Source organism: Kocuria sp. KH4 (assembly GCF_053711175.1).
Map to the genome: position 1 here is coordinate 398,002 of NZ_JBSJYX010000001.1, position 25,814 is coordinate 423,815.

At 74.8% G+C, this 25,814-nt stretch carries 28 protein-coding genes and 1 tRNA gene; 11 read left to right on the top strand and 18 right to left on the bottom strand.

Features of this window, described 5'->3' with window-relative positions; all coding sequences use genetic code 11:
- Nucleotides 1-60: 60 nt before the first annotated feature.
- Both ACWCOM_RS01900 and ACWCOM_RS01905 read left to right on the top strand, forming a co-directional pair.
- On the top strand, nucleotides 61-831 hold the full coding sequence (locus tag ACWCOM_RS01900) for a spermidine synthase (RefSeq protein WP_454547037.1): 771 nt from the start codon (nucleotides 61-63) through the stop codon (nucleotides 829-831).
- 108 nt (nucleotides 832-939) lie between these two features.
- A complete protein-coding gene (locus ACWCOM_RS01905; protein WP_454547085.1) occupies nucleotides 940-1,338 on the top strand; it encodes a DUF779 domain-containing protein in 399 nt (132 codons plus the stop codon).
- Here ACWCOM_RS01905 and ACWCOM_RS01910 read toward each other — a convergent pair.
- The 5 genes from ACWCOM_RS01910 to ACWCOM_RS01930 form a co-directional block, all read right to left on the bottom strand.
- On the bottom strand, nucleotides 1,313-1,702 hold the full coding sequence (locus tag ACWCOM_RS01910) for a hypothetical protein (protein WP_454547038.1): 390 nt from the start codon (nucleotides 1,700-1,702) through the stop codon (nucleotides 1,313-1,315). The genes ACWCOM_RS01905 and ACWCOM_RS01910 overlap by 26 nt on opposite strands.
- Nucleotides 1,692-2,663: a cation diffusion facilitator family transporter gene (locus ACWCOM_RS01915; protein ID WP_454547039.1), complete on the bottom strand. Its 972-nt coding sequence runs from the start codon at nucleotides 2,661-2,663 to the stop codon at nucleotides 1,692-1,694. Before ACWCOM_RS01915 ends, ACWCOM_RS01910 begins: the two co-directional genes overlap by 11 nt.
- Nucleotides 2,664-2,716: 53 nt before the next feature.
- Entirely contained in the window at nucleotides 2,717-3,055 is a 339-nt protein-coding gene (locus tag ACWCOM_RS01920) for an acylphosphatase (RefSeq protein WP_454547040.1), read from the bottom strand.
- On the bottom strand, nucleotides 3,052-3,534 hold the full coding sequence (locus ACWCOM_RS01925; RefSeq protein ID WP_454547041.1) for a pyridoxamine 5'-phosphate oxidase family protein: 483 nt from the start codon (nucleotides 3,532-3,534) through the stop codon (nucleotides 3,052-3,054). Before ACWCOM_RS01925 ends, ACWCOM_RS01920 begins: the two co-directional genes overlap by 4 nt.
- Nucleotides 3,535-3,687: 153 nt before the next feature.
- Complete coding sequence (locus ACWCOM_RS01930) at nucleotides 3,688-4,347, bottom strand: SDR family oxidoreductase (protein ID WP_454547042.1); 660 nt, start codon at nucleotides 4,345-4,347, stop codon at nucleotides 3,688-3,690.
- 178 nt (nucleotides 4,348-4,525) lie between these two features.
- On the opposite strand from ACWCOM_RS01930, the gene ACWCOM_RS01935 reads away from it, so the two are divergent.
- Nucleotides 4,526-4,693, top strand: a complete 168-nt coding sequence (locus tag ACWCOM_RS01935) for a hypothetical protein (RefSeq protein ID WP_454547043.1) — start codon at nucleotides 4,526-4,528, stop codon at nucleotides 4,691-4,693.
- A gap of 46 nt (nucleotides 4,694-4,739) precedes the next feature.
- On the opposite strand, the gene ACWCOM_RS01940 is transcribed toward ACWCOM_RS01935, so the two are convergent.
- Together ACWCOM_RS01940 and ACWCOM_RS01945 are read right to left on the bottom strand one after the other, a co-directional pair.
- Entirely contained in the window at nucleotides 4,740-5,072 is a 333-nt protein-coding gene (locus ACWCOM_RS01940) for a cupin (protein ID WP_454547044.1), read from the bottom strand.
- Nucleotides 5,073-5,259: 187 nt separating this feature from the next.
- The gene (locus tag ACWCOM_RS01945) at nucleotides 5,260-5,781 is read right to left on the bottom strand and encodes a pyridoxamine 5'-phosphate oxidase family protein (protein WP_454547045.1); all 522 of its coding nucleotides are present in this window, start codon (nucleotides 5,779-5,781) and stop codon (nucleotides 5,260-5,262) included.
- A gap of 156 nt (nucleotides 5,782-5,937) precedes the next feature.
- Between ACWCOM_RS01945 and ACWCOM_RS01950 the strand changes: the two genes are divergently transcribed.
- Nucleotides 5,938-6,780, top strand: a complete 843-nt coding sequence (locus ACWCOM_RS01950; protein ID WP_454547046.1) for an SDR family oxidoreductase — start codon at nucleotides 5,938-5,940, stop codon at nucleotides 6,778-6,780.
- Here the strand turns inward: ACWCOM_RS01950 and ACWCOM_RS01955 are convergent.
- The 3 genes from ACWCOM_RS01955 to ACWCOM_RS01965 form a co-directional block, all read right to left on the bottom strand.
- Complete coding sequence (locus ACWCOM_RS01955; protein ID WP_454547047.1) at nucleotides 6,738-8,024, bottom strand: cytochrome P450; 1,287 nt, start codon at nucleotides 8,022-8,024, stop codon at nucleotides 6,738-6,740. The two genes, ACWCOM_RS01950 and ACWCOM_RS01955, sit on opposite strands and share 43 nt — an antisense overlap.
- A gap of 185 nt (nucleotides 8,025-8,209) precedes the next feature.
- On the bottom strand, nucleotides 8,210-8,698 hold the full coding sequence (locus tag ACWCOM_RS01960) for a hypothetical protein (RefSeq protein WP_454547048.1): 489 nt from the start codon (nucleotides 8,696-8,698) through the stop codon (nucleotides 8,210-8,212).
- An 89-nt stretch (nucleotides 8,699-8,787) separates the two neighbouring features.
- The gene (locus ACWCOM_RS01965; RefSeq protein WP_454547049.1) at nucleotides 8,788-9,774 is read right to left on the bottom strand and encodes a hypothetical protein; all 987 of its coding nucleotides are present in this window, start codon (nucleotides 9,772-9,774) and stop codon (nucleotides 8,788-8,790) included.
- A gap of 277 nt (nucleotides 9,775-10,051) precedes the next feature.
- Between ACWCOM_RS01965 and nhaA the strand changes: the two genes are divergently transcribed.
- Nucleotides 10,052-11,401 carry a Na+/H+ antiporter NhaA gene (gene nhaA / locus ACWCOM_RS01970; RefSeq protein ID WP_454547086.1) on the top strand — a complete coding sequence of 450 codons (1,350 nt, stop codon included), beginning with the start codon at nucleotides 10,052-10,054 and terminating at the stop codon, nucleotides 11,399-11,401.
- Between the two features lie 87 nt (nucleotides 11,402-11,488).
- Here nhaA and ACWCOM_RS01975 read toward each other — a convergent pair whose 3' ends face one another.
- Complete coding sequence (locus ACWCOM_RS01975; protein ID WP_454547050.1) at nucleotides 11,489-12,031, bottom strand: type 1 glutamine amidotransferase domain-containing protein; 543 nt, start codon at nucleotides 12,029-12,031, stop codon at nucleotides 11,489-11,491.
- A 303-nt stretch (nucleotides 12,032-12,334) separates the two neighbouring features.
- Between ACWCOM_RS01975 and ACWCOM_RS01980 the strand changes: the two genes are divergently transcribed.
- Nucleotides 12,335-12,838, top strand: a complete 504-nt coding sequence (locus tag ACWCOM_RS01980) for a metallophosphoesterase family protein (protein ID WP_454547051.1) — start codon at nucleotides 12,335-12,337, stop codon at nucleotides 12,836-12,838.
- A gap of 42 nt (nucleotides 12,839-12,880) precedes the next feature.
- Here the strand turns inward: ACWCOM_RS01980 and ACWCOM_RS01985 are convergent, their stop codons facing one another.
- Together ACWCOM_RS01985 and ACWCOM_RS01990 are read right to left on the bottom strand one after the other, a co-directional pair.
- Nucleotides 12,881-13,450, bottom strand: coding sequence for a hypothetical protein (locus tag ACWCOM_RS01985; protein WP_454547052.1), 570 nt, complete (start codon nucleotides 13,448-13,450; stop codon nucleotides 12,881-12,883).
- 193 nt (nucleotides 13,451-13,643) lie between these two features.
- Nucleotides 13,644-13,940, bottom strand: coding sequence for a DUF1540 domain-containing protein (locus ACWCOM_RS01990; protein ID WP_454547053.1), 297 nt, complete (start codon nucleotides 13,938-13,940; stop codon nucleotides 13,644-13,646).
- A gap of 252 nt (nucleotides 13,941-14,192) precedes the next feature.
- On the opposite strand from ACWCOM_RS01990, the gene ACWCOM_RS01995 reads away from it, so the two are divergent.
- The gene (locus ACWCOM_RS01995; RefSeq protein WP_454547054.1) at nucleotides 14,193-14,975 is read left to right on the top strand and encodes a cyclase family protein; all 783 of its coding nucleotides are present in this window, start codon (nucleotides 14,193-14,195) and stop codon (nucleotides 14,973-14,975) included.
- Nucleotides 14,972-16,642: a thiamine pyrophosphate-binding protein gene (locus tag ACWCOM_RS02000; protein ID WP_454547055.1), complete on the top strand. Its 1,671-nt coding sequence runs from the start codon at nucleotides 14,972-14,974 to the stop codon at nucleotides 16,640-16,642. The genes ACWCOM_RS01995 and ACWCOM_RS02000 overlap by 4 nt, the downstream gene beginning before the upstream one ends.
- A gap of 34 nt (nucleotides 16,643-16,676) precedes the next feature.
- Here ACWCOM_RS02000 and ACWCOM_RS02005 read toward each other — a convergent pair whose 3' ends face one another.
- Nucleotides 16,677-17,999 carry a hemolysin family protein gene (locus ACWCOM_RS02005; protein WP_454547056.1) on the bottom strand — a complete coding sequence of 441 codons (1,323 nt, stop codon included), beginning with the start codon at nucleotides 17,997-17,999 and terminating at the stop codon, nucleotides 16,677-16,679.
- A gap of 130 nt (nucleotides 18,000-18,129) precedes the next feature.
- On the opposite strand from ACWCOM_RS02005, the gene ACWCOM_RS02010 reads away from it, so the two are divergent.
- Complete coding sequence (locus ACWCOM_RS02010; protein WP_454547057.1) at nucleotides 18,130-19,347, top strand: glycerophosphodiester phosphodiesterase family protein; 1,218 nt, start codon at nucleotides 18,130-18,132, stop codon at nucleotides 19,345-19,347.
- 36 nt (nucleotides 19,348-19,383) lie between these two features.
- Here the strand turns inward: ACWCOM_RS02010 and ACWCOM_RS02015 are convergent, their stop codons facing one another.
- Together ACWCOM_RS02015 and manA are read right to left on the bottom strand one after the other, a co-directional pair.
- On the bottom strand, nucleotides 19,384-19,596 hold the full coding sequence (locus tag ACWCOM_RS02015) for a hypothetical protein (protein ID WP_454547058.1): 213 nt from the start codon (nucleotides 19,594-19,596) through the stop codon (nucleotides 19,384-19,386).
- A gap of 120 nt (nucleotides 19,597-19,716) precedes the next feature.
- Complete coding sequence (gene manA, locus ACWCOM_RS02020; protein ID WP_454547059.1) at nucleotides 19,717-20,874, bottom strand: mannose-6-phosphate isomerase, class I; 1,158 nt, start codon at nucleotides 20,872-20,874, stop codon at nucleotides 19,717-19,719.
- Between the two features lie 74 nt (nucleotides 20,875-20,948).
- Between manA and ACWCOM_RS02025 the strand changes: the two genes are divergently transcribed.
- Nucleotides 20,949-22,349 (top strand): phosphomannomutase/phosphoglucomutase, encoded by a 1,401-nt coding sequence (locus ACWCOM_RS02025; RefSeq protein WP_454547060.1) that lies wholly within the window; start codon nucleotides 20,949-20,951, stop codon nucleotides 22,347-22,349.
- A gap of 141 nt (nucleotides 22,350-22,490) precedes the next feature.
- Here ACWCOM_RS02025 and ACWCOM_RS02030 read toward each other — a convergent pair whose 3' ends face one another.
- Entirely contained in the window at nucleotides 22,491-22,985 is a 495-nt protein-coding gene (locus ACWCOM_RS02030; RefSeq protein ID WP_454547061.1) for an RrF2 family transcriptional regulator, read from the bottom strand.
- A 161-nt stretch (nucleotides 22,986-23,146) separates the two neighbouring features.
- On the bottom strand, nucleotides 23,147-25,012 hold the full coding sequence (locus tag ACWCOM_RS02035) for a phosphoenolpyruvate carboxykinase (GTP) (protein ID WP_454547062.1): 1,866 nt from the start codon (nucleotides 25,010-25,012) through the stop codon (nucleotides 23,147-23,149).
- 287 nt (nucleotides 25,013-25,299) lie between these two features.
- Here ACWCOM_RS02035 and ACWCOM_RS02040 point away from each other — a divergent pair.
- Nucleotides 25,300-25,375: transfer RNA gene (locus tag ACWCOM_RS02040), tRNA-Arg, on the top strand.
- Nucleotides 25,376-25,814 lie beyond the last annotated feature (439 nt).

A 25,814-nucleotide genomic window follows, 5' to 3' on the forward strand; every position in this document is an offset into this window, starting at 1 on the left:
ACACCGGTGCAGCCGCCGGGCGCGCCGGTTCATTCCCGCCGGGGACGTGACAATGGGCTCATGCGCAGATATCTCAAGGACGCCGGCGTGCACGCCGAGATCCTCCCGGACGGCTTCACCGAGGGCGGGTTCGTCCTGTCCATCGGCGGGGCCGAGCAGTCCCACGTCAACCTCGCCCACCCGGAGGAGATCTTCTACGAGTACCTGCGGCGGGTCGCCAACGTCGTCGACGTCGTGGCGGCGCCGGGCGCGCCGGTCACCGCGGTGCACCTGGGCGCCGGGGCGCTGACCCTGGCCCGCTACGTGGCGGCGACGCGCCCCGGGTCCCCGCAGGCGGCCGTGGAGCTCGAGCGGGAGCTGCCCGCGTTCGTGCTCGACGCGCTGCCCCTGCCCGCGGGGGCGGACGTGCGCGTGGTCGTCGACGACGCCCGGGCCGCGCTGCCGCACGTCGTCGCCCCCGGGACCGCCGACCTGGTCGTCCTCGACGTCTTCTCGGGCCGGGACGCGCCCGGGCACCTGACGGAGCCGTCCTTCTACGCCGAGGCCGCCGGGCTGCTGGCGCCGGGCGGCGTGCTGGTCGTCAACGTGGGCGACGACCCCGGGCTGGGCTTCTTCGCCGGTCAGGCCCGGGCCGCGCGCTCGGCGTTCGCGGACGTGTGGTGCCTGGCCGAGGAGCGGCTGCTCACCGGCCGCTACCCGGGAAACCTGGTCCTCGTGGCCGGGCGCCGCCCGCTGCCCCGGGACTGGGCGGAGGCCTTCGCGGCGGCCGGCCCGCACCCGGCGGGGGTGCTGGACGGGCTGGGCCTGGAGGAACTGCTCGCCCGCCTGTAGCCTGGCTCACACCGCCGAGCCGAGGAGCGCGCCGTGAGCAGCACCGAGAACACCGTGCAGGGCCCCGCCGGGAGCGGCACCGCGGACGGCTCCGCGGACACCGCCGTCCTGGAGTCCTCCCCCGCCGTGGAGGGCGAGACCTTCTCCCGTGTGGCCCTGACCCCGGCCGCCGTGGAGCTGCTGGGGACGCTGCGGGAGCGGCACGGGCGGCTGATGTTCCACCAGTCCGGCGGGTGCTGCGACGGGTCGGCGCCCATGTGCTACCCGGCCGGGGACTTCCTCACCGGCCCCGCGGACGTGCTCCTGGGCGTGTTCCGGCTGCCCGGGGACCCGGCCACGGCCGAGCTGGAGTTCTGGATGTCCCGGGAGCAGTTCGAGTACTGGAGGCACACCCTGCTCACGGTGGACGTGGTGGTGGGACGCGGCTCGGGCTTCTCGGTGGAGGCCCCGGAGGGCAAGCGGTTCCTCATCCGCTCCGCGCTCATGCCGGACCCGGCCGCCGCCTGAGCCGGCCCTGCCCGTCGAAGGACGGGCCCCGGTCGTGGACCGGGAAGGTGGCGAAGGCCGGGACCTCGTAGGGGTGGGCCCCGGCCATCGCCCGCAGCACGCGCTCGCGCTCGGCCGCCGGGTAGAGGGTCTCGATCCGGACCTCGTCGACCTGCTCCGGCCGCCCCACCTCCCCGATCGCGGGATCGGCCCCGGGCAGCGGCGTGAAGCGGCCGGTCCCGGGGCTGACGAAGGCCACGTGGGAGTAGTGACCGGCGCGGCCCGCCCCGGCGTCGCCGAGGGCCTGCAGGACCTGCTCCGCGTGCGTGGCGGGGACGTAGACCACCAGGCAGTGCTGCTCGGCGCTCGGGGGCTCAGGAGTCATGGGGCGCGCACACCTCCGGCTCGACGTGGTCGGCGGGCTCCAGCTGGATCGTGGAGTGCTGGACGGAGACCGGGAAGTGCCCGGCCACGCAGCGCTGGATCCGGCCCAGGGCCTCGGCCGATCCGCCCGCGTAGAAGTACTCCTCCTCGAGCACCACGTGGGCGGTCAGCACGGGCAGGTCCGAGGAGATCCGGGAGGCGTGCAGGTCGTGGACCTCCACCACGTGGGGCAGGCCGAGGATGTGCTCCCGGACCTCGGCGAGGTCGAGGCCGGGGGGCGCGCTCTCCAGCAGCACGGACAGGGACTCCACGAGCAGCCGGATGGTGCGGGGCACGATGAGCAGCCCGATGAGCAGGGCCACGACGGCGTCCGCCTGCACCCAGCCGGTGAGCGCGATGACCACGGCCGCCACGATCACCGCCACGGACCCGAGCGCGTCGTTGAGCACCTCGAGCATCGCCGCCCGCAGGTTGAGGTTGGAGCGGCGGCCCCCGAACAGCACGACCATCGCCACGAGGTTGCCCAGCAGCCCCAGCACCCCGAAGACGATCAGCTCGGCGGAGGCCACCGGCTGCGGCTCGACGAAGCGGCGCACCCCCTCCACCAGCACGAACAGCCCCACGGCCAGCAGCACCGCCGCCTGCAGGGCCGCGGCCACGATCTCGGCGCGCCGCCAGCCCCACGTGCGCCGGGCGGTCGGCGGGCGCAGGCCCAGCTGCGCGGCGACCAGTGCGAGCAGCAGCCCCCCGGCGTCGGTGAGCACGTGCGCGGTGTCCAGGAGCAGGGCCAGGGAACCGGTCCACAGCGCGCCGGCGAGCTGCACGACGAACAGGGCGGCCGTGATGCCGAACGCGGTGGCGATCCGCCACCGGTCGGTGCCCGGCCCGGCGTGGGAGTGCCCGGGCCCGTGCTCGTGCCCGTCCGCCGCGTGCCCGCGGGCTCCGGTGTGGTCGTGCGCCATGCCTCCATCGTAGAACGGCGCGGACGGACCTCCGCCGCGGCGGGGCCGGGGGCTCAGCCCGTGACGAAGGCGCGGAACTCGCCGGTGGCCGGGCCGTAGTGGGAGTCCACCTTCATGACGGCGCCGGGCACCTCGCGGCCGTGCAGGCCCCGGAGCAGGTCCCGCACCGCCCGCCGGGGGCCCTCGGCGATGATGCCCACGGTGCCGTCGGTGTTGTTGACGGCCGAGCCGACCAGGCCCAGCTCCTCGGCCCGGCGGGCGGTCCACCAGCGGAAGCCGACGCCCTGCACGGCGCCGTGCACCACCGCGGTGAGCCGCAGCGGCTCGTCGACGTCCAGCTGGTCCGGCTCGCGCCCCGCGGCGGCGCCCGGGTGGATCGGCGGCAGGCTCACAGGTCCACCACCGTGGACTCGCCGGGGTCGATCTGCTCGCCGGTGGCCCGGGCCTTCGCCCAGCGCAGGGCGGTGGCCACCGTGCCGGGAGACCGCCAGTGCTCGGCGGTCTCGGTGCGCACGCGCAGCACCACCAGCCCGGGGGTCGAGGGCCCGTCCGGGTAGTAGGCCCGCAGCGCGTCCGACCACAGCCCCTCGATCACCGCCGGGTCCTCGACCACCTCGGCGGCGCCGGCGATCGACACCCACTCGTGGTCGCCCACGAAGGCGACGTTGACGGCGTCGTTGGCCCGCACGTCCCGCACGGCGGAGGTGTCCCGGCTCGTGAAGAAGTCCAGGTCCTCCCCGGGGGCGACGTCGACCACGGTCATGGGCCGGCTGACGAGCTTGCCGGTGGGCTCCCGGGTGCCGAGCATGCCCACCCGGGTGCGGTTGACGAACTCGACGATGTGCTGGATGTCGTCCTGGTGCGTGCTCATGAGCCCAGCGTAGGCAACGACCGCGCTCCGGGGCACGGCCGGGCGCGGGAGTTCTTCGTGGGCGGAACCGGATGCCGGCCGCCGGGCGGCCGGCGCCGGGGCGCGCCCGGACCGTTCTCCCGGGCACGCACGACGAGGGCGGTCCTCAGCCGCTCAGCCGAGCACCTCGAGGGCCTCGGAGATCAGCGTGTCCCCGTCGGAGAAGTCGATCTTCCGGCCCACGGTGGAGGGGTCGTCGAGCACGGCCCCGACCACCAGGGCCACGTTGGCGCGGGAGGTCTTCCGCTCGCCGTCGCGCTCGCCGGCGGAGACGTCGATCTTGCCGCTGGCCTCGTCCTCGGTGAGGGCGCCGGGGCCCACGATGGTCCAGTCCAGCGCGGAGGCCCGCAGGTGGTCGTCGGCGTCGGCCTTGGCCTGGGCGTAGGCGTGGAAGGGGTCGTCCTCCGGGATGCCGTGGTCCTGGCCGGCCCCGAAGTAGGAGACCATCACGAAGCGCTTGGCCCCGGCCACCTCGGCGGCGTCCATCGCGCGGATCGCCGCGTCGCGGTCCACGGCGTAGGTGCGCTCCGGGCTGCCGCCGCCGGCGCCGGCGCTCCACACCACGGCGTCGTGGCCCTCGAGCAGGTCCGCGATCTGCGCGACCGACAGCTGCTCCACGTCGGCGACCACGGGAGTCGCCCCGGTGTTCTCGACGTCGTCCGTGTGGTCCGGGTTGCGGAAGATGCTCGTGACGTCGTTGCCGCCCGTCTTGAGCAGCTGGGAGAGGATGAGTGCGACCTTGCCGTGGCCGCCGATGATGGCTACGTGCGACATGGGGGTGCTCCTTACGGTGCGGAGGGAGTGCGTCGTCCTCCTCCGACGCTAGCCGCGTCCGCACCGCAGGGACACGGCTCACGCGCAGGGCGAAACCGGGAATGCGCGGCCGCCCCGCCGCGGGACCCCCGGCTCGGGTAGCCTCGGTGCGGCCACCGTTCCCGACCGAAGGCTCTCCGTGCTCATCTTCCAGGTCCTGCTGTCCACGATCGCCCTGGTCCTGTTGGTCGCCGCGCTGATCGACGGCGCGGCGATCCTCGCGCTGATCGCGGCGATGATGCTGATGGTCGCGCTGTCCGGCGTGTTCGTCGCCTACCGCCGGGAGAGGCACCTGGGCCGTCGCTGACCCGGTCCGGGCGCCCGCCGGACGCCAGGACGCGGGACGGCGGCCGCTACTCGGCGGCGTCCTCGATGCCCGTGACCGCGGTGAGCAGCAGGACCGCGTCCTCCAGGGCCTCGACCGCGTGCCGCTCCACGGGCAGGACGTGCAGCTGCCCGGCCTCGAGGACCAGGTCCTCGCCGGATCTGACGCGGATCCGGCCGTGCAGGATCTGCAGGCTGCCGGCGTACGGGGCGTTGTGCTCGGCCAGCACCGTGCCCTCCTTGAGGGCCACCAGGGTCTGGCGGAGCACCTTCTGGTGCAGCAGGCGCTCGGAGCTGCGGCCGTGGCCGTTGTGGCGGGCCTCGTTGAGGTGCTGCAGGGCGATCTCGTTCAGGTGCCGCATGGTTCTCCTCCTGGGTGGGTGATCCGGTCGCCGTCGACCACGGCGACGTCCCGCGGCGCCGCCTGGTCCCCGGCCGTGGACGGTGTGCGCTGCCATGCCCCCAACCCTACTGACCGTGTCCCTGGAGCTCCCCGGGGCCGACACGGCCGGCGTCGCGGCCCGTGCGGCTCCGGCCGCCGCGGAGGCCTCACGGCCCGGCCCCGGTCCAGCGGGCCGAGCCTCCCGGGGTCCGCCGGCCCACGACCGCCGGGGAGTTCCACGCCGCCGGGTCCACCACCGGGAAGCGGCGTCCCGTCACGGCGGCCGGGACGATCCGCACGAACCGGTCCTTGACCCCGGCCTGCCATGGGAACAGCGGCAGCTCCAGCGCGGCCATGAGGGCGTGGCCCCGCGGCACCTCCTCGGCCGAGCCCTTGAGCACCACGCTCCACGCCGTGGAGGTCGCCGGGTCGTGCCCGTCGACCTCGAAGGCCACCGGGGCGGCGGCCATCGCGGCGGCCGTCTTCGTGCCCGCCGCGGAGCGCAGGACCACCGACTCCCCGTCCACGGCGTAGTTGACGGGGAAGACCTCGGGCGCCCCGTCCACCACCACGGCCAGCCGGCCGACCCCGGCCGTGCGCAGCAGCTGCCAGCAGGTCCCGGCCGGGAGCTCCTCCACGTCCTCGCGGTACCGCTCCATCGCCGCCTCCTGCCCCTCGTGCGCGTCCACCGTGCCCGACCTGCCGCGCCTGTCCGCGGCGCCGCCCCCGGGGGCTCCCCCGGGGCGCCTCTCCCGCGGTGCGCGCCTGGTCCCAACCTATGCCCGGGCGGGCGCGGAGGGAACGGCGTGGCGCACCGGCCGGTCAGGGGTGCGAGAATGGCTGCCATGAGCGTGGTGATCGCGGGATGCGGAGACCTGGGCACGGAGATCGGGCTGCGGCTGGCCGACCAGGGGCACGAGGTGCTGGGGCTGCGCCGCCGGGCGGAGCTGCTGCCCCCGCCCCTGACGGGAGTGTCGGTGGACCTCGGCGCGGAGGTGCCCGAGCTGCCCGGCGACGTGGAGCTGCTGGTCGTGGCCACGGCCGCGGACGGGCGCACCCCGGAGGCCTACCGGGCCGCCTACCTCGACGGGCTGCGCCACCTGTTCGACGGGCTGCGCGCCGCCGGGTCGCTGCCCCGCCGCGCGCTGCTGATCTCCTCGACCGCCGTGTGCGGGGACGCCGAGGGCGCCGAGGTCACCGAGGACGACCCCCCGGCCCCCGCGAGCCCCACCGCGCAGATCCTGCTGGAGGCCGAGGAGCTGTTCCACGAGCAGTTCCCGCACGGCACGGTCCTGCGGCTGTCGGGGATCTACGGGCCGGGCCGGACCCGGCTGATCGACAAGGCGCGCTCCGGGGACACCGCGGCCGGGGCCGCCTGGACCAACCGGATCCACCGGGACGACGCCGCCGCGGCCGCCGTGCACCTGCTGACCATGGAGGCGCAGCCGCTGACTCTGTACCTGGGCACGGACGACGAGCCCGTGCCGGAGCGGGAGGTCCTGGAGTTCCTGGCCCAGGAGCTCGGCGCCCCGCTGCCCGAGGACGTGCCGGAGGCCGACGCGCCGCGGCGGGGCTCGAAGCGGCTGTCCAACGCCCGGCTGCGGGCGTCCGGGGTGCAGCTGCGCTATCCCACGTACCGGGAGGGCTACCGGGCGGTGCTCGCCGGGGAGGGCTCGCGCCACCCCTGACCGGAGCCCACCCGCAGCACCACGTCCCGCACCTCGTAGGCGGCGATGAGCTCCACCCAGGACACCCGGGGCGGGTGCGCGAACTCCAGGGGCAGCCGCAGCAGCCGCTGCAGGAAGACGTCGGTCTCCTGGATCGCGATGAACCCGCCCGGGCAGCGGTGGGCGCCGTCGCCGAAGGACATCGCCTCGGGGCGCACGCCCTTGGGCCGGGGTCGCTCCGGGCACAGCTGCCGGGCGTCCTCCCCCAGCTCCTGCGGGTCGGCGTTGGCCTGCCGGACGTAGAGGTCCAGCAGCGCCCCCGCCGGCACCTCGTGGCGCTCCTCGCCGTCCTCCAGGACGAGGTCCTGGGTGGTGCGGCGGTAGAGGTGGCCCACCACCGGCTCCAGGCGCAGGATCTCGTGCAGGATCCCGTGCCGGGCCGGCTCCTCGGCGGCGAGGTACTCCGCGCGCAGCCCGTCGTCCTCCAGCAGGTGCCAGGCCGCCACCGCGATGAACTCCCGGGTGGTGGCCATGCCCGCGGCGGCGTAGGTGAGGCACTCCACGAGGATCTCCCGGTCCGTGTACCCCTGCTGGAGCAGGTGCGAGATCACGTCCTCCCGCGGCTGCCCCCGCCGGGCACGAATGGCCGGGCGCACGTCCCGGAACCGGAAGGCGCTCATCGCCCACACCGGCCGCACGGCGCCGACGACGGCGCCCAGCCGCCCCGGGAGCCGGCGCGTCGGGGCACCGGAGGAGCCGGTGACGGGGCCGCTGAAGAAGCGCTCCAGGCGTCGGGACATCCCGTCGACGTCCGACTCCGTCAGCCCCACCACCTGGGCGGCGACCTCCACCGAGTAGCGCAGCGTGACGGCGGAGAGCTCCGCCCCGCCGTCCCGCCGGATCCGCTCGACCAGCTCGTCGGCCCGCTCCTCCATGAGGTCCCGGTAGCGCCGGCGCACGGTGGCCGGGGTGAAGAACCGGGCGGTGGCGCTGCGCTGGCGCCGGTGCTCGGGGCCGTCCGCGTAGAGAACCGGCGGGTGGTCGCCGGTCAGGCCCTGGCGGGCGGTCTCGGCGCTGAACCCGGCCTGCACGGTGGCGTCGGCCTCCCGCAGCACCTGGCGCACCAGCGGCAGGGCGCGGACGTGCCAGACGCCGTCGTGCACCTCCACCCGGGGCGTGGCCCGCTCCCCGGGCGGCGCGGTCCGGCGCCGGTCCGCGTGCGGGTCGCCGTGCGGAACGGGGCAGCGGGCGTCGTGGTCGCTCATGGAGCCATGCTACCGGCGGGGGTGACGCCGCTCACGGCGGAGCGACGACGAGCGCCGGGAACACACCGTGCGTGGGCGCGTGCACGGCGAGCGATGGGTCGAGGACGTCGGTCCGGGAGACGGGTCCCGTGCTGCCCGGCCGGGGCGCCCGCTCCCCGGCGAGGGGCCGGGCGGCGGGCCGGGCCTCAGATCCGGTCGGCCCGGTCGTTCTCCACCTGGGCCAGGCCCGGCAGGATCAGGGAGGAGGCCGGTCCGGCGAGCACCACCAGCAGCACCCGCAGCTCCGTCTCCGCGCGGTAGGTGCCCACGATGCGGTGGTTCGAGTCCAGGACCACGAGGTTGTCGTCCGCCCGGTAGACGGGCAGGGCCAGCACCACGGGCTCGCCGTCGTCGTCGGCGAGCTCCTCGCGGATCCGGTCGAGCTTCGCCTGCCGGCCCTCCGGCCAGCTGGCGTCGGCCGCCTGGGCGACGGTCAGCGGCCGGTGCTGGGGGTGCGACCACTCGCCGGGGTTGCCCTCGGGGTCCACGTGCCACACCGTGTAGAGCCTGCCGATGTCCTCCCGGGACGAGAGCACCAGATCCTCCACCTGCGCGTTCTCGTCGTCGAGCGCGTCCCAGTCGAGCCAGGTGCGGATGCTGTCCCCGAAGAGCGTCTTGAAGTCCGATACGTCCATGGCGCCATCTCAGCAGACTCACGGTCCTGCCGCCACAGCCCGGCGCGCCGCGGGGCGGGCCCGCCCGGGTGCGCGCGGTCGTCGGGACGTCAGCCGTCGGCGCCGCGGCCGTTGCGCGGCACGTGCTCGGCCCGGACGTTGAACGCCGAGGCCGAGCGGTCGCCGGGCTCGAGCGGGAAGACCGCGTGCCCCTCGGTCCAGTGGTGGCGCGCGTAGTCGTGCAGCCGCTCCGCGAAGGGTCCTCCTCGCCACTCCAGGTAGGGCATGTCCTGGCTCGCGTCGAGGAGGTAGTAGCTGCTGAAGGCCCGCACGACCTCCGGCGCGGCCGGAACCGGTCCCGGGACCGCGCCGGCCTCCGCCGCGGGACCCTCCGCCGGGACGGATTCCCCGAGGACCAGGAACAGCGGTGCCCCCGGCAGGCCGTCGTGGACCCGCACCGCCAGGCGCTCGGCGACCACGGGGTCGGTCTCCCCCAGCACGCGGAGCTGGTGGACCAGGGTGTCGAAGCTGCGGCGCAGGTCCATCGGCGAGAGCCCGTAGTGGTGGCGGATCTCCCGCAGCCGGGCCGCGAGCGCCGGCGACCGGGGGTCCAGGACCAGCAGCCGCACCCGGACCCCGGCGCGGAGCGCGCGGTGGATGGCGTCGAGATCACCGGCCAGCGTCAGCGGGAAGGTGTCCATCCACCACAGCTCCTGGCCGGGGCGCACGCTGCGGAGCACGTCGACGACGTCGAGCTCCTCGCGGACCCCCACGAGGCCCAGCTGGTCACCGCGGGGCGGGCCCGGCTCGGCGGCCGGACGGGCCGGCACCTCGGCGGGCGCGGCCGCGGACCGGCGCGCCGGCGCGGCGGCAAGCAGCAGGCCCACCCCGCCCACGGTCAGCAGCACGATCCCGGCGTCCCGCAGGACCCCGGGCCACGACGGCCCGCCCAGTGCGGCGCCCACGACGAGCGCCGCGCCGAGCACGGCCAGCATCGCCGGCACGGTGACGGCGGACTGCTCCCGGCCCGTTCGCCCGGCGGACCGCCGGGTCTCGGCCGCGGCCCGGTCCTGGGCGGCACCTCGGATCTCCAGCACGGGGCTCCCCTTCCTCGAGCGGATGTGCTGACAGGTTCGCACGCGCCCTGACCAGCGCGTTAGCACCGCCGGCTCCCTGAACGTTTGTGACAGCCGGCGGCCCGGCTGGCGTGCGGCGCCGGGTTCCGTAGACTGGATACCAGGTGAGCCGGGAAGTCTGGTCGGCACGAACATGTTGCCGCCCGATTGACGGAGGAACCCCGTGTCCGCTCACGATCCCACGGTCCGCCCGGAGGACCACCCCGAGAACCGCGCCCGGAACCACGGCGACGACACGCTGCGCCGCGGCAGCTACCGCGAGGTGCTGCGGGTCGGCGAGATCCTGCGCAAGGAGACCGTCGGCGGCCTGCTGCTCGTGGCGGCCGCCCTCGTCGCGATCGTCTGGGCCAACTCCCCGTTCGCGGACAGCTACTTCGCCCTGCGCGACCTCGAGGTCGGCTACGAGCCCTGGCACCTGAGGCTCAGCCTCGGCGCGTGGGCGGCCGACGGCCTGCTGGCGGTCTTCTTCTTCCTGGTGGGCCTGGAGCTCAAGCGCGAGTTCGTGGCCGGTGACCTGCGGGAGTTCCGCAAATCCGTCGTGCCGATCACGGCGGCGGTCGGCGGTGTCGTGGTGCCGGCCGCCGTCTACGCCGCGATCAACCTCTCCGACCCCGAGACCTCCGGCGGCTGGGCCATTCCCACCGCCACCGACATCGCCTTCGCCGTGGCGGTGCTGGCCATCATCGGCTCGCACCTGCCCGCGGCGCTGCGGCTGTTCCTGCTGACGCTCGCGGTGGTCGACGACCTGCTGGCCATCACGATCATCGCCGTCTTCTACTCGGAGGACGTCTCGGTCCAGCCGCTGCTGCTGGCGCTGATCCCGTTCGCGCTGTACCTGTTCCTGGCGCAGCGGTACCGGCGGTTCTTCGGCCTCAGGGCCCCGGCCGCCTGGCTGATCCTGCTGCCCCTGGGCGTCGTCGTCTGGGCGCTCGTGCACGAGGCCGGCATCCACGCCACCGTGGCCGGCGTCCTGCTGGGCTTCGCCGTGCCGGTGATCCGCGGCCGCGCCGAGGGCGGGCCCTCGGCCGGGCCGGGCCTGGCCGAGGTCTTCGAGCACCGCTTCCGCCCGCTCTCCGCCGGGTTCGCCGTGCCGGTCTTCGCCTTCTTCTCCGCCGGCGTGGCCGTGGGCGGCTGGGAGGGCCTGACCTCCGCGCTCTCCGCGCCGGTGACGCTGGGCATCGTGGCCGGCCTGGTGCTGGGCAAGCCGATCGGCATCGTGGGCGCCACGTGGCTGGTCACCCGGCTCACGCGCGCCCGGCTCGATCCCTCCTTCCGGTGGATCGACCTGGTGGGCGTCTCCCTCCTGGCCGGCATCGGCTTCACCGTCTCGCTGCTCATCGCGGAGCTGAGCTTCGCCCCGGGCAGCCTGCCGGGCGACCGGGCCAAGGTGGCGATCCTCGCGGCGTCCGTGCTGGCGGCCACGCTGGCCTCGGTGCTGCTGCGGGCCCGCAACACGCACTACCGCGCGATCGAGCGGCTGGAGTCGGTGGACGCCGACCGCGACGGCATCCCCGACGTCTACGAGGAGGACGAGGCACGGGAGGCAGCCGCACGGCAGGACGCGGTCCGGCAGGACGGCCGCCGCTGAGCGGCGGGGCCGCCGCGCCCGGCCCCGCACACGACCAGGCCCCCGCCCGGGATCCCGGGCGGGGGCCTGGTCGTGTGCACGGTGCCGTCAGCCCGCGAAGAGCTTCAGGGCCTCCCGGTTGAACGCCTCGAGGTCACCCGGGTTGCGGGAGGTCACGAGCCGGCCGTCGACGACGACCTCCTCGTCGGCCCAGTCCGCGCCGGCGTTCCTGAGGTCCGTGGCCAGGGAGTGGTAGGACGTGAGCCGCCGGCCCTGCGCGAGCCCCGCCTCGATGAGGATCCACGGAGCGTGGCAGATGGCCGCGATCGGCTTGCCCGCGGCGTCGAACTCCTTGACCAGGCGCAGGGCGTCCTGGTCCACGCGCACGGTGTCGGCGTTGAGGGTGCCGCCGGGCAGGACCAGGGCGTCGAAGTCCTCCGCCGAGGCGTCGGCCAGCGCGGCGTCCACGTCGTAGCTGCCGGCGCGGTCCCAGTCCCCCTGCATGGCGGTGATGCTGCCCTGCTCCGGGGACAGCAGCACGGGAGTGCCGCCGGCCTCCTGCACGGCCTTCCAGGGCTCGGTGAGCTCGGGCTCCTCGACGCCGTTCGTGGCGATGAACGCGATCTTCTTGCCGGTGATGTCGGTGGTCATGCGCATACCTCCTGCTGGATGGACGGACACGGATCGGTGGACGGGGACGGGCGGTCACGGGCGGCCGCGGGGTCGGGGACGGCCGTCCCCGGTGTCCCGCCGGCGGCCGTGCCGGTCCCGCCGCCCGGGTGCCTCCCACCGGTGCGTCCCGCTGGGGCGCACCCGTCCACTCTGGCCGCAACGGCCCGGTTCGGGAAGCTCACCGGCGCTCCGTTCTCGGACGGCGATCAACCGGGTGCCCGGAGGCCCCAGGGGATGCCTGCCGGACCGGCGGCGACCCGCCGCCTGTGCGAGGCTGGGCCCATGGTGAAACTCCTGCTGCTCGCCGACACGCACGTCCCCAAGCGGGCCCGCGACCTGCCGGAACCGGTGTGGCGGGCGGTCGACGAGGCCGACGTGGTCCTGCACGCGGGCGACTGGGTCGACCTCGCCACCTTCGAGCGGCTGCAGGAGCGGGCCGCGCGGCTGGTGGGGGTGTGGGGCAACAACGACGGCCCCGAGCTGCGCGAGCGGATGCCCGAGGTCGCCCGCGAGACCATCGGGGGCGTGCGCTTCGGCGTGGTCCACGAGACCGGTGCCGCGGCGGGGCGGGAGGCCCGCGCGGACCGGGCCCATCCCGGCCTCGACGTCCTGGTCTTCGGCCACAGCCACATCCCGTGGGACAGCACGACCCCCCGGGGGCTGCGGCTACTCAACCCCGGCTCCCCCACCGACCGGCGGCGGCAACCGCACTGCACCTACGCCACGGCCGTCGCCGACGGCGGCCGGCTCACCGGCGTGCAGCTCCACCGCCTCCCGCGGCGCTGAGCCGCTGCCGCCGATCCGGGCCGGCGGCAGCGGGCCCGCCGGTCAGCGCAGGCCCCGCAGCCCGTAGTAGCGCCGGCCCACCACGGTCCCGTTGACCCGGATCGCGGCCCACACCAGCACCAGGAGCAGCGCCACGACCACGACGGGCGCCGGCACGAAGAGCACCCACACCACCAGCGCCATGCCGGGCACGGCGAGCGCGATCGGCCAGGCGTACTGCACCATCTCCACCGCCATGTAGTCCTGCATCTCCCGCAGGACCGGGTCCTGGGGGACCGCGCCCCGGCGCACCGACGTCCGCAGCCCCTTGCTCGCCCGGGCGCGGGCGTCCATCAGGTCGTTGCGGGGGGCGTCGTCGGCGCGGGTCAGGGACAGGACCATGCCGCTGAGCAGCAGGGCCGCCCCACCGGCCCCGAGCCCCCACCGGGCCGGGCCGACCGTGCCGTCCGCCCCGAGCAGCAGCGCCGCCGCGATGCCGCCCAGCAGGCCGGCGACCAGGCTGAGCACGGCCGCCCGGACGACCCGCCGCGCCCAGACGGCGTCGAGCTCCCCGAGCCGCGGGATCTGCACGTGCGGGTGGTCGGCTCCGCTGAGCCGGATCTCCTCGTCCACGGCCGGGCACCGTCCCCTCGTCGTCGGTCTGCGTGCGGACGTCTCCATTGTCGCGCGCCGGGCACTCCGCGGCCCGGCCCGGCACCACCTCGGGCACCGCCGCGGGCCCGAGGTGGTGCCGGGCCGGGAACGGCGCCACCCCCCGGGCCCGGCAGGCTGCCGGGACCGGGGGGTGGCGTGCGGGCGAACGGGCTCAGGCCGCCTGGTAGGTGAGGCAGTCGGCCTCGTCCGCGCCGGCGCCGATCTTCACGTCGTGGGCCGTGCACATCAGGTGGGAGTTGTGCACGCACTCGGCCCGCTGGCAGGCCCCGACCTCGGCGTGGACGGTCGGCAGGCCGCCCTCCCTGCCCAGCGGGATGAAGGTGCCGCAGTGGGCGTGGCCGGAGGAGCCGGAGACGGTGATGGCGTGGGCGGTGCACTCGTGGTCGTGGTTGTACGAGCACTGCCCCACGGTGCAGTCGGAGACAGGAACGAACTCGGTGGTGGCCATGGCTGATCCTCCTGGGGATGTCCACGAGACCGGGCCGGTGGCGACGGCCTCTTCGTGCTTCCAGGATGCGCCGTATCGGCGGCCATGGATAGCACAAATTTCCGTGCCCGAATCCCCGCCGTTGCGCCCCGGGTGCCCGTCCCGGGGCGCCCGGGGCACAATGGCGGGAACCGCAGCACGGCGAGGGCACCGGGCCCGCGACGGAGGCCGCGGGCGCAGAGGGCCCCGCCGGGGCCGGAGGAGGTCCGTTCCATGCACGTCCTGACCGAACTGGGCGCGGCGCTGGCCGCCGGGACGGTGGAGGTCGTCGACCTCACCACCCCGCTGACGCCGCGGACCCCGATCCTGCAGCTGCCCGAGCCCTTCGCCAACACCGTGGGCCTGTCCATGACGCCCGTGAGCGCCTTCGACGACGCCGGACCGGGCTGGGCGTGGAACGACCTGCGGCTGGGCGAGCACGCCGGCACGCACCTGGACGCCCCCGTGCACTGGATCACCGGCCGGCACGGGAAGTCGGTGGACCGGATCGAGCCGGCCCGGCTCGTGGGTCCCGCCGCGGTCGTGGACTTCACCGCCGAGGCCGGGACGGACGCCGACGCCCTGCTCGAGCCCGAGCACCTCGACCGGTGGGAGGCCCAGCACGGGCGGTTCCCGCGGAACTGCTGGGTGCTGCTGCGCACCGGCTGGTCCGCGCGCGGGGAGGACCCCGCGCGGTTCCTCAACGCCGACGAGCACGGCCCGCACGCGCCGGGGCCGTCCGCGGCGGCCGCCCGGTGGCTGGCCGAGCACCCGCACGTGAGCGGGTTCGGGGTGGAGACCGTCGGCATCGACGCCGGCGCCGCGGGCGGCTTCGACCCGCCCTTCCCCGCCCACCACCACCTGCTCGGCGCCGACAAGTACGGGCTGACGTCGCTGCGGGGCCTCGACCGGCTGCCGGTCCTCGGCGCCCAGCTGGTCGTGGCGCCGCTGCCGGTGGTGGGCGGCACCGGCAGCCCCGCCCGCGTGCTCGCCCTCGTCGAGCGGGCCGGGGCGTGAGCGGCACCGTCGCCGAGCTCGTGGGCCGCACGCTGGCGGAGCTGGGGGCCGGTCACGTCTTCGGCGTGGTCGGCAGCGGCAACTTCCACCTGACCAACGCGCTGATCGCGGCGGGCGTGCCCTTCACCGCGGCCCGGCACGAGGGCGGGGCCGCGACCATGGCCGACGCCTGGGCCCGCACGAGCGGGCGCGTCGCGGTGCTGACCACCCACCAGGGCTGCGGACTGACCAACGCGGTGACCGGGATCGGGGAGGCCGCGAAGTCCCGCACGCCGCTGGTCGTGCTCACCGCCGACGCCCAGGCCGCGGCCGTGCACTCCAACTTCCGGGTCGACCAGGACGGCCTCGCCCGCTCCGTGGGGGCGGTGGCCGAACGGGTGCACTCCCCCGCCAGCGCCGTGGCCGACGTCGTCCGGGCCTACCGCCGCGCCCGCAACGACCGCCGCACCGTGGTCCTCAGCGTGCCCCTCGACGTCCAGGCCGCCGCCGCTCCGGACACCTCCGGGGCGCCCGTGGTCCCGCCCGCGCCGCGGGTGCGCCCGCACGGCGACGACGCCGGCCGGCTCGCCGCGCTGCTGGCCGCCGCCCGGAGACCGGTGTTCGTGGCCGGCCGGGGCGCGCGCGGGGCAGGGCCCGAGCTGGCCGCCCTGGCCGAGCGCACGGGGGCGCTGCTGGCGACCTCCGCGGTGGCCAAGGGCCTGTTCGCCGGGGAGCCGTTCGACCTCGGCATCTCCGGCGGCTTCGCCACGCCGCTGGCCGCGGAGCTGATCGGCGCGGCCGACCTCGTGGTGGGCTGGGGCTGCGCCCTGAACATGTGGACCACCCGGCACGGGCGGCTGATCGGCCCGGAGGCCGCCGTGGTGCAGGTCGACCTGGAGGAGACCGCGCTGGGCGCGCACCGGCCCGTCGAGCGCCCGCTGGAGCTCGGGGTCGTGGGCGAGTGCGCGCAGACCGCCCGCGACGTCCTGACCGCGCTGGAGGGCGCGCCCGCGCCGGCGTCGTCCTGGCGCACCCCGGAGCTGGCGGCCCGGATCGGCCGGGAGGGGCGCTGGCGGGACGTGCCGTTCGAGGACCTCTCCACGGGCGGGCGGATCGACCCGCGGGTGCTCTCCCGCGAGCTGGACGCGCTGCTGCCCGCCGAGCGGGTCGTGGCGGTGGACAGCGGCAACTTCATGGGCTATCCCAGCCAGTACCTCTCCGTGCCGGACGAGCGCGGGTTCTGCTTCACCCAGGCCTTCCAGTCGGTGGGCCTGGGCCTGGCCACCGCGATCGGCGCGGCCCTGGCGCAGCCGCACCGGCTGCCCGTGCTCGGCACGGGGGACGGCGGCTTCCTCATGGGCGTCGCGGAGCTCGAGACGGCGGTGCGGCTGGGCCTGCCGCTGGTCTGCGTGGTCTACGACGACGCCGCCTACGGCGCCGAGGTGCACCACTTCGCCGGTCCGGGCGCCGGGGACGTCGCGCTGGACACCGTCGTGTTCCCGGACGTGGACATCGCCGCGGTCGGCCGCGGCTTCGGCGCCGAGGGGGTGGTGGTGCGCAGGGTCGAGGACCTCGCCGCCGTGCGCGCCTGGGCGGACGGGCCCCGGGACCGCCCCCTGGTGGTCGACGCGAAGATCGCCTCCGACGGCGGGGCGTGGTGGCTGGCCGAGGCCTTCCGGGGGCACTGAGCCCCCCGGGGGCCGCGCGGGGTGCGGCCCCCGGTCAGGACGGCTCGGCGTCCGGCAGCCGGGTGATCCGGACCCGTTCCACCCGGCTGCGGTCCACGGCCAGGACCTCGAGCCGGTACCCGTCCACGGGCACGGCGTCGCCGGGGCGCGCCACCCGGCCCAGGCGGTCCATGACGAACCCGCCCACGGTCTCGTAGTGCCCCTCTGGGATGCTGAGGCCCGTCTCCTCCGGCACCTCCTGGATGATCAGCCCGCCGTCCACCAGGACGGCCTCGCCCTTGCGCAGCACCGTGTCCTCGTGCTCCTTCGCCCCGGTGTCGAACTCGTCGTAGATCTCCCCCACGAGCTCCTCGACCAGGTCCTCCAGGGTCACGATGCCGGCGGTGCCGCCGTACTCGTCGACCACGAGTCCGATGTGGTGGCCGCCCTTGCGCATGAACTGCAGGGTGCGCAGCACGTGGTTGGTCTCCGGCAGGAAGGGGATGGGCCGCACCACGTCCCGCAGGGTGCGGGGCGGGGCCTCGATCACGCCGTCCCCGTCGGCGTCGGCCTGCACGAGGTCGCGGATGTGCACGAAGCCGAGCACGTCGTCCACGGTGGCGCCCGTGACCGGGTAGCGGGAGTGCGGCAGGGTCAGCGCCGTGCGGTAGGCCTCGGTGATGGACAGGGTGCCGTCGAGGAACTGCACGTCGGGGCGGGGCCGCATCACCTCGGCCAGGCGCCGCTCCCCGGCCTCGAAGACGTCCGTGAGGATCGAGCGGGAGACGGGTCCGATGCCGCGGGTGTCGACGACCATCTCGCGGATCTCCTCGGCGGTGACCTCCTCGGTGACCGCGTGCGGGTTCCCGCCGAGCAGGCGCACCACGGCGTTGGTGGAGACCGACAGCAGCCAGATGACCGGGCGCATGAGCTTGGCGAAGAGGTTCAGCGGCGGGGCCAGCAGCTGGGTGAACCCGACGGAGCGCTGCATGGCCAGGCGCTTGGGCACCAGCTCCCCGAACACCAGGGAGAGGTAGGCGATCACCAGGGTCATCCCGATCAGCGCCACGGTCTGGGCCGCCGGCCCGGAGAGCCCCGCCCGCTCGATCAGCGGGGCGAGGTCCGGGGCGAGGGTCGAGGCGCCGTAGGCGGAGGAGAAGAACCCGGCCACCGTCACCCCGATCTGCACCGCCGAGAGGAACAGGTTGGGGTCGCGCACGAGCGCCGCGGTGCGCGCGCCCGTGCGCCCGGAGCGCTCGATCCGGCGGATCTGGCTCTCGCGCAGGCTCACGATCGCCATCTCGGTGCCGGCGAAGACACCCCCGATCACCACGAACAGCAGCACCAGCAGCAGGTTGACCAGGGTGTCGGAGTCCATGTCGACCACCGTACCGGCCGGTCCTGCGACGCCAGGAGATCACCGGCGCTTCACCTCGCGTCGGCCGCGCCGTCACCCGTCCCGGCTGGACTGGCCGGGCACCGTCCCCCGAGCTCGAAGGAGCACCCCCGTGTCCGTTTCCCTCGTTCCCGTCCTGCGCGCCGTGACCGCCGGAGCCCTCGGCGCGGCCACCGTGCTGACCGCCGTGGCGCCGGCCGTGGCGGCCCCCGCCGACGCCGACCGCCCGCTCGTGATCGGCCACCGGGGCGCCGCCGGCACCGCCCCCGAGAACACGGTCCCCGCGTTCAAGGACGCCCGCGCCGCCGGTGTGGACTACCTCGAGATCGACGTGCAGCTCAGCGCCGACGGCGTGCCGTTCCTCTTCCACGACGACACCCCGGCGCGCACCACGGACGTGGCGGAGGTCTTCCCGGGCCGGGAGGACGACCCCGTCACCTCCTTCACCTGGGCGGAGCTGCAGCAGCTCGACGCCGGGTCGTACTTCGGCCCGCGCTTCGCCGGCGAGCGGATCCCCCACCTCGACGACGCCGCGAAGGTCGCCACGGTCAACACCGGGGTCTACATCGAGATCAAGTCCCCGCGCAACTCACCGGGCATCGAGCAGGTCGTCGCCGACGCCCTGGCGCAGGACAAGGACTGGTCGAAGCTGCTGGGTGCCGGCAAGGTCACCGTCATCGGCTTCGACGAGGCCTCCAACCGCACCTTCGCCGGCCTCGCCCCCGAGGTCCCCCTCCAGCAGCTGACCGGGTCCGTGCCCGACGCCGCCACGATCGGGCGCTGGGCGGGCTTCGTGGACTCGGTCGGCACCAACTACCGCTCCCTGGACGCGGAGGACGTCGCCCGCGTCGACGCCGCCGGCCTGGACCTGGGCGTGTACACCGTCAACTCCCCGGAGGCCGTCCGGCACGTGATCGACCTCGGGGTGGACATGGTCACCGGCGACTTCCCGATCCAGACCGACCGCCTCCTCGACGGCCTGGACCCCTACCCGGGCGACCACGGCGTGGAGATCTCCGGCGCCGTCAACGACGTGCCCGGCGACGACGTCCGGTTCGGGACCGGCGAGCACGTCCTGCTCAGCAACACCGGCGCCCGCACCGTGGACGTGAGCGGCTGGATCCTGCGCGACGCCGCGAACAACGTCCTGTCCGTGGGCGCCGGCTACGCGCTGGCCCCGGGCGAGCAGCTGCGGGTGTACACCGGCCCGGGCTCCGACACGGAGGCGGCCTACTACAACGGCGGCTCCGCGTCCGTGCTCAACAACGGCGGCGACTCCGTGGCCCTGTGGACCGACGAGGACCGGCTGCAGGACGTCTTCGCCAACTGAGCCGGCCCGGCGCCGGGCCCCGGGCCCGGCGCCGGCTCACCAGAGGTGGCGGCAGGCCCCGTTCTGGCAGGAGAACTCGGGGGCGCGCCCGTCCGGCAGCATCATCGACGGGGACGCCAGTTCGACGTCGCGCGCGGAGTCCCAGTCGTCGGGCATGATCTGGACGTAGACGAGCTCGAAGCCCGTGGCGCCGCAGCGCGGGCACGGCGCGGTCCTGCCGCGCAGGCCGTCGGACGGGGTGGTGCTCATGGCGGGTCTCCCGGGGAGAGCGGGCACCGGGCGCTCCGGGACCGTGGGCCCAGTCTAGGGCCCCGGCCGGGCGCACCGGCCTCAGCCGGGAGGTGTCGGGCTCAGCCGGGAGGGCCGGCCTCAGCCGCAGGAGACGGTGAAGACCCGGGCGTCCCCGGACAGCTCCACGGCGGTGGGGGCGCCCCGGTGGAGCAGCGACTCCCCGCCGCCCAGCGTCCACTCGGCCTCCGGGGTGCGCACCACCGCGCGGTCCCCGACGGCGAGGAGCACCGCGGTCCCGCGCAGCTCGAACGGCACGGTGCGGCCCGGCACGAGCTCGTGGGCGACCAGGGACAGCCGCTCGTCCCACAGGGGGTAGGCGCGGGCGCCGTGCTCGTCGGCCGGGGGCTCGACCACCTCGGGGTCGGACTGCACCTCGGCCAGCACCGCGAGCAGCTCCGGCACGTCCACGTGCTTGCCGGTCAGACCGGCCCGCAGGACGTTGTCCGAGGAGCTCATCACCTCGATCGCCGTGCCGCAGAGGTACGCGTGGACCTGCCCCGCGGGGGTGTGCAGGGCCTGCCCGGGGGCCAGGCGCACGTGCTGCATGCACACGGCCACCAGCAGGCCGCGGTCGTCCGGGTGCCGGTCGTGCACGTACCCGACCAGCGCGGCCACCGGGTCCTGCGGGCCCGCGGCGCGGGCCGCCGCGACGGTCGCCGCCACGGCGTCCGCGGCGGCGTCGTCGTCGAGGGTGAGCACCCGGGGCAGCACGGGCCCCTCGCCGTCGGCGGCCGCGCGCAGCCAGTCCAGGCCGAGCCGGTCGGCCGTGGACCGCAGCCGCTCCGCCGGCTGCACGCCGGTGAGCAGCTCCACCTCCGTGAGCGCCACCACGGTCTCGGGCTTGGCCGAGCGGTCCTTGTAGTTGCGCCGCGGGTCGTCCCGGGGGATCCCTGCCCGCTGCTCGCGCTCGTAGCCCTCCTCCGCCTGCTCCGGGGTGGGGTGGACCTGGATGGACAGCGGGGCGTCGATGGCCAGGATCTTCAGCAGGTACGGCAGCTCGCCGCCGCGCGCGGACACGGGCAGGAAGCCCTCCGGGTCCTCCTGCACGAGCCGGTCCAGCGGGCGCTCGCGGTCGTCGAGCAGGACCACCGACGGCGCGGAGGGGTGCGCCCCGACCCACAGCTCGGCCTCGGGCTCGGGACTCGGCACGGGCCGGCCCCGGAGCCGGGCCAGCACCTCGCGCGAGCCCCAGGCATAGTGCTGGACCGGATTGCGCATGCGGAGGATCTCACCCATGACCGTCATCCAATCACAGACCGCCCGCCCGTCCGGCGGCGACCCGGGGCGGTCGTGGCCTAAGATCGGCGGTTGTGACTATCGATCTCTCAGCTTCGTTCAAGGCCTACGACGTGCGCGGCATCGTGGGCGAGTCCATCACCGCGGAGACCGTCCGGGCCACCGGCGCCGCGTTCGTGGACGTCCTGGACCTCGCCGGCCGGACGGTCCTGGTCGGCGGAGACATGCGCCCCTCCTCCCCCGAGTTCATGGACGCCTTCGCCGAGGGCGCCGTCCGCCGCGGCGCCGACGTGCTGAAGATCGGGCTGATCTCCACCGACGAGCTGTACTACGCCTCCGGCACCCTCGACGCCGCCGGGGTCACCTTCACGGCGAGCCACAACCCCGCCGAGTACAACGGCATGAAGATGTCCAGGGCCGGGGCCGTGCCGGTCTCCTCCGAGACCGGGCTGTACGACATCCGCGACCTCGCGCAGCGCTACCTCGACGAGGGCGGGATCCCGGCCGCCCCGGTCCCCGGCTCCGTGACCGAGCGGGACGTCCTGGCCGGCTACGCGGAGTACCTGCGCTCCCTGGTGGACCTCTCGGGGGCGCGCCCGCTCAAGGTGGTGGTCGACGCCGGCAACGGCATGGCCGGGCTGACCACCCCCGCCGTGCTGGGCGACGCGGTCCTGCCGGCCCTGCCGCTGGAGATCGTGCCCCTGTACTTCGAGCTGGACGGCACGTTCCCCAACCACCCCGCCAACCCCCTGGAGCCGGAGAACCTGGTGGACCTCCAGCGGGCCGTGCAGGAGCACGGGGCGGACCTGGGCATCGCCTTCGACGGCGACGCCGACCGCTGCTTCGTGGTCGACGAGCGGGGCGGGACGGTCTCCCCGTCCGCCGTGACCGCGCTCGTGGCCGAGCGGGAGATCGGGCGGGCCCGGGCCGAGGGCGTCGAGACGCCGGTGATCATCCACAACCTCATCACCTCCCGGGCCGTCCCCGAGCTGGTCACCGCCCGCGGCGGGCGGCCCGTGCGCACCCGGGTGGGCCACTCGTTCATCAAGGCCGTGATGGCGCAGGAGTCCGCGGTGTTCGGCGGCGAGCACTCCGCCCACTACTACTTCCGCGACTTCTTCAACGCGGACACCGGGATGCTCGCGGCGATGCACCTGCTGGCGGCGCTGGGCGAGCAGGAGCGGCCGCTGAGCGAGCTGATGCACCAGTACGACCCGTACGCGGCCTCGGGCGAGGTCAACTCCACGGTCGAGGACAAGGCGGGTGCCGTGCGCCGCGTCGTGGACGCCCTCGCCGACCGGGACGTGGTCGTGGAGACCCTGGACGGGACCACGCTCAGCTGCCCGGACGAGGGCTGGTGGTTCAACCTGCGCCCCTCCAACACGGAGCCGTTCCTGCGCCTCAACGTCGAGGCGAAGGACGCCCCGACGATGGAGCGGGTCCGGGACCGGGTGCTGGAGCTCGTGCGCTCCTGAGCCCGGCCGCCGGCCACGGCCCCGGAGAGCCTCCCGGAGCCCCGCCGCGGCCGGGCGGCGAGCGAGCGGGACTTCTCGGACAGCATCGTTGCCTCCCGGGGTGCCGGTGTCCGACACCCCGACAGCAGCGTGCCAGTTGCTCTACCGGGGCATCGGTGCCGCCGGGACCGCGGGCCGGGCGTCCGGCTCCCCCGGGGGCTGCATCCCCATCGACACGAGCACCGGCCCCACCTGCCGCTCGCTCACGAGATCGCGCACCCGCACGTCGTCGAGCGCCCGGTAGAAGGCCTCCCGGGCGTCCGCGAGGGCCCGTCGCAGCCGGCACCCGTGGTCCAGGGGGCAGTGCCCGTCCGGGGCCTCGCACGCGACCATCGCGGAGCCCCCCTCGAGCTCGCGCAGCAGCGTGCCCACGGGGGCGTCCAGCCCGGCGGGGGTGATGGAGATCCCGCCGGTGCGCCCGCGGCTCGAGGCGAGCAGACCGAGCCCGCTCAGCCGGCCGACCGTCTTGGTCACGTGGTGGTAGGGCGCGCCGACCCCCTCGGCGATGGCGCGGGTGGTGAGCCGCTCCCCCTCGGGAGCCCCGCCGGCGAGCAGGAGGACCCGCAGGGCGATGTCGGAGAATGCTGTCAGCCGCACGGCCGGCCCCTCCCGTTCCTCATGGCGGCTCCTTCCCGGATCCGGGCGCTCCCGGCCGTCCGCGGGAGCTGCCCCATTCTCCCACGCACGACGGAGGGGCCCCCGGTGCGGGGACCCCTCCGTCGTGCGTGCTCCCGGTCGGCGCCTCCCGGGCCGGCGGCTCAGGCCTGGTGCAGACGGTCCTCCAGGCCGGCGCGCTGCTCGAGGATCGACTCGGGCACGTGGCCCAGCCGGTGGAACCACTCGTCGATGCTGGGCAGCTCCGCCGCCCACTCCTCGACGTCGACCTTCAGGGCGGCCTCGAGGTCCTCGGGGGCCAGCTCCAGGCCGGCCAGGTCCAGGTCCTGCGGGGTGGGCACGGTCCCGATCGGGGTGTCCTGCCCGCCGGCGGTGCCGTCGAGACGCTCCGCGATCCACTTGACCACGCGGGAGTTCTCGCCGAAGCCCGGCCACGCGAACCCGCCGGTGGGGGTGCGGCGGAACCAGTTGACGTAGAAGACCTTCGGCATGTTCTCCTCGCCCACGCGCTCCCCGATCTCCACCCAGTGGGCGAGGTAGTCGTTGGCGTTGTAGCCGATGAAGGGGAGCATGGCCATCGGGTCGCGGCGCACCACGCCGACGGCGCCCTTGGCGGCGGCCGTGGTCTCCGAGGAGAGCGTGGCGCCCTGGAAGACGCCGTGCTCCCAGCCGAAGGACTGCGAGACCAGCGGCACCGTGGTCTTGCGGCGCCCGCCGAAGACGATCGCGGACAGCGGCACGCCCTCGGGGTCGTCGTACTCGGCGGCCAGGATGTCGACCTGCTTGATCGGGGTGCAGAACCGGGAGTTCGGGTGCGCGGCCGGACGGCCGGACTCCGGGGTCCACTCGCGGCCCTTCCAGTCGGTCAGGTGCTCGGGCACCTCCTCGGTCATGCCCTCCCACCAGACGCCGCCGTCGTCGGTGAGCGCCACGTTCGTGAAGATCGTGTTGCCCCGGGCGATGGCGCGCATGGCGTTGGGGTTCGTGGGCCACCCGGTGCCCGGGGCCACGCCGAAGAGGCCGGCCTCCGGGTTGGTCACGCGGGCCTGGCCGTCCTTGCCGAAGCGGATCCAGGCGATGTCGTCGCCGACCATCTCCGCCTTCCAGCCCTCGATCGTGGGCTCGAGCATCGCGAAGTTGGTCTTGCCGCACGCGGAGGGGAAGGCCGCGGAGATGAACCGGCTCTCCCCCTGCGGGTTCGTGACCTTGAGGATGAGCATGTGCTCGGCCAGCCAGCCCTCGTCGTGGGCGATGGCCGAGGCGATCCGCAGGGCGTAGCACTTCTTGCCCAGCAGGGCGTTGCCGCCGTAGCCGGAGCCGAAGGACCAGATGGACCGGTCCTCGGGGAAGTGCACGATGTACTTGGCGGGGTTGCAGGGCCAGGGCACGTCCTCCTCGCCCGGGGCCAGCGGGGCGCCCAGGGAGTGCAGGCACTCGACGAAGAAGCCGTTCTGCGCGGTCATCTTCTCGAGCACGGGGGTGCCGATGGTCGCCATGATGCGCATCGAGCACACCACGTACGCGGAGTCGGTGATCTCCACGCCGTAGCTGGGCCGGGCGGCGTCGAGGTGGCCCATCACGAAGGGGATGACGTACATGGTGCGCCCGCGCATGGCCCCGTGGAAGCGCTTGCGCAGCGCCGCCTTCATCACCTCCGGGTCCTCCCAGTTGTTGGTGGGACCCGCACCCTTCTCGGTCTTGGTGCAGATGAAGGTGCGCTCCTCGACGCGGGCGACGTCGTCCGGGTCGGAGAACGCGGCGAAGGAGTTGGGGAACTTCTGCTCGTCCAGGCGCACGAAGGTGCCGGCGTCCACGAGCTCGTCGGTGAGCAGCTTCCACTCCTCCTCCGAGCCGTCGACCCAGTGGATGCGGTCCGGCTGGGTGAGCTCCGCCGTCTCGCGCACCCAGTCGAGAAGGTGTGCGTGGGTGGTGGGCGCGTTGTCCAGCGCGCTCGTCACAGCCTCGTTCAGCCCGGTGGTCGCCGTCGTTGCAGTGGGGTTGTCAGCCATTGACATGTCTCCTCGTTGAGGCCGTCAGCCGACCGCCCGGGGCTCTCGTGGTGGTGCTCGCCTTCGAACACACGACCCGGTCGCACCGGGCCCACAGTGAGCGGCAGGGAGAGGGGCGGCCGGTCTCTACTGTGATGTGGGCTCATCCTATCGTCCGGCCGGGGGCGGCCCCAGCAGGGTTACGTGCGCGGCGGTCCGCGGACCCGGTCAGCCGGCGATTTGGCGCTCCCGCGGCCCGCATGTAGAGTTGTACCCGGCTTGAACGGCGGTGACGCCGGGAAGCCGATGCGCCTGTAGCTCAACGGATAGAGCATCTGACTACGGATCAGAAGGTTGGGGGTTCGAATCCCTTCGGGCGCACCATCCACGAGAACCCCCGCCGGCTCCTGCCCGCGGGGGTTCTCGTGCATCCGGAACCGGACGGTTCCATTTCACCTGCCGGGAATTCCCCTTTCTTTGCGAATTCCTTGATTTGCGGTCGCTATCCATTATTCGCGGCGATGCGCTCGGCCCGACGCCGAATTCACCCCTTTCGACCCCGTACGGCACGGACCGGATCCGACCGCGCCCCAGGACTGCTGCGCGACGGGCGGGCGCCAGACCGGCCCGCTCCGCCTCGGGACCCGACGCGGCACCTGAGGCGACCGCCACCTGGGCCGTTGCTCGTGCCGGCCCCGAGTGCCCTCCGGGGACCGGGACGCGTCCGCGCCGTCCGGCCCGCCGGAACGAGGAATTTTGCCGCCCATGCCCTCGGTGTTCGCAGCGGTAATTCTTAACGTTGGGAATTTCGCTTGTGCACATG

Coding starts and splice junctions, on each gene's coding strand:
- ACWCOM_RS01980 (WP_454547051.1), top strand. CDS start 12,335: ATGGTGAAACTCCTGCTGCTCGCCGACACGCACGTCCCCAAGCGGGCC.
- ACWCOM_RS01930 (WP_454547042.1), bottom strand. CDS start 4,347: ATGTCGCACGTAGCCATCATCGGCGGCCACGGCAAGGTCGCACTCATC.
- ACWCOM_RS01950 (WP_454547046.1), top strand. CDS start 5,938: ATGAGCGTGGTGATCGCGGGATGCGGAGACCTGGGCACGGAGATCGGG.
- ACWCOM_RS01940 (WP_454547044.1), bottom strand. CDS start 5,072: ATGCGGCACCTGAACGAGATCGCCCTGCAGCACCTCAACGAGGCCCGC.
- ACWCOM_RS01900 (WP_454547037.1), top strand. CDS start 61: ATGCGCAGATATCTCAAGGACGCCGGCGTGCACGCCGAGATCCTCCCG.
- ACWCOM_RS01990 (WP_454547053.1), bottom strand. CDS start 13,940: ATGGCCACCACCGAGTTCGTTCCTGTCTCCGACTGCACCGTGGGGCAG.
- manA (WP_454547059.1), bottom strand. CDS start 20,874: ATGGGTGAGATCCTCCGCATGCGCAATCCGGTCCAGCACTATGCCTGG.
- ACWCOM_RS02005 (WP_454547056.1), bottom strand. CDS start 17,999: ATGGACTCCGACACCCTGGTCAACCTGCTGCTGGTGCTGCTGTTCGTG.
- ACWCOM_RS01925 (WP_454547041.1), bottom strand. CDS start 3,534: ATGAGCACGCACCAGGACGACATCCAGCACATCGTCGAGTTCGTCAAC.
- ACWCOM_RS01955 (WP_454547047.1), bottom strand. CDS start 8,024: ATGAGCGACCACGACGCCCGCTGCCCCGTTCCGCACGGCGACCCGCAC.
- ACWCOM_RS01995 (WP_454547054.1), top strand. CDS start 14,193: ATGCACGTCCTGACCGAACTGGGCGCGGCGCTGGCCGCCGGGACGGTG.
- ACWCOM_RS01915 (WP_454547039.1), bottom strand. CDS start 2,663: ATGGCGCACGACCACACCGGAGCCCGCGGGCACGCGGCGGACGGGCAC.
- ACWCOM_RS02015 (WP_454547058.1), bottom strand. CDS start 19,596: ATGAGCACCACCCCGTCCGACGGCCTGCGCGGCAGGACCGCGCCGTGC.
- ACWCOM_RS01960 (WP_454547048.1), bottom strand. CDS start 8,698: ATGGACGTATCGGACTTCAAGACGCTCTTCGGGGACAGCATCCGCACC.
- ACWCOM_RS01910 (WP_454547038.1), bottom strand. CDS start 1,702: ATGACTCCTGAGCCCCCGAGCGCCGAGCAGCACTGCCTGGTGGTCTAC.
- ACWCOM_RS01975 (WP_454547050.1), bottom strand. CDS start 12,031: ATGACCACCGACATCACCGGCAAGAAGATCGCGTTCATCGCCACGAAC.
- ACWCOM_RS02035 (WP_454547062.1), bottom strand. CDS start 25,012: ATGGCTGACAACCCCACTGCAACGACGGCGACCACCGGGCTGAACGAG.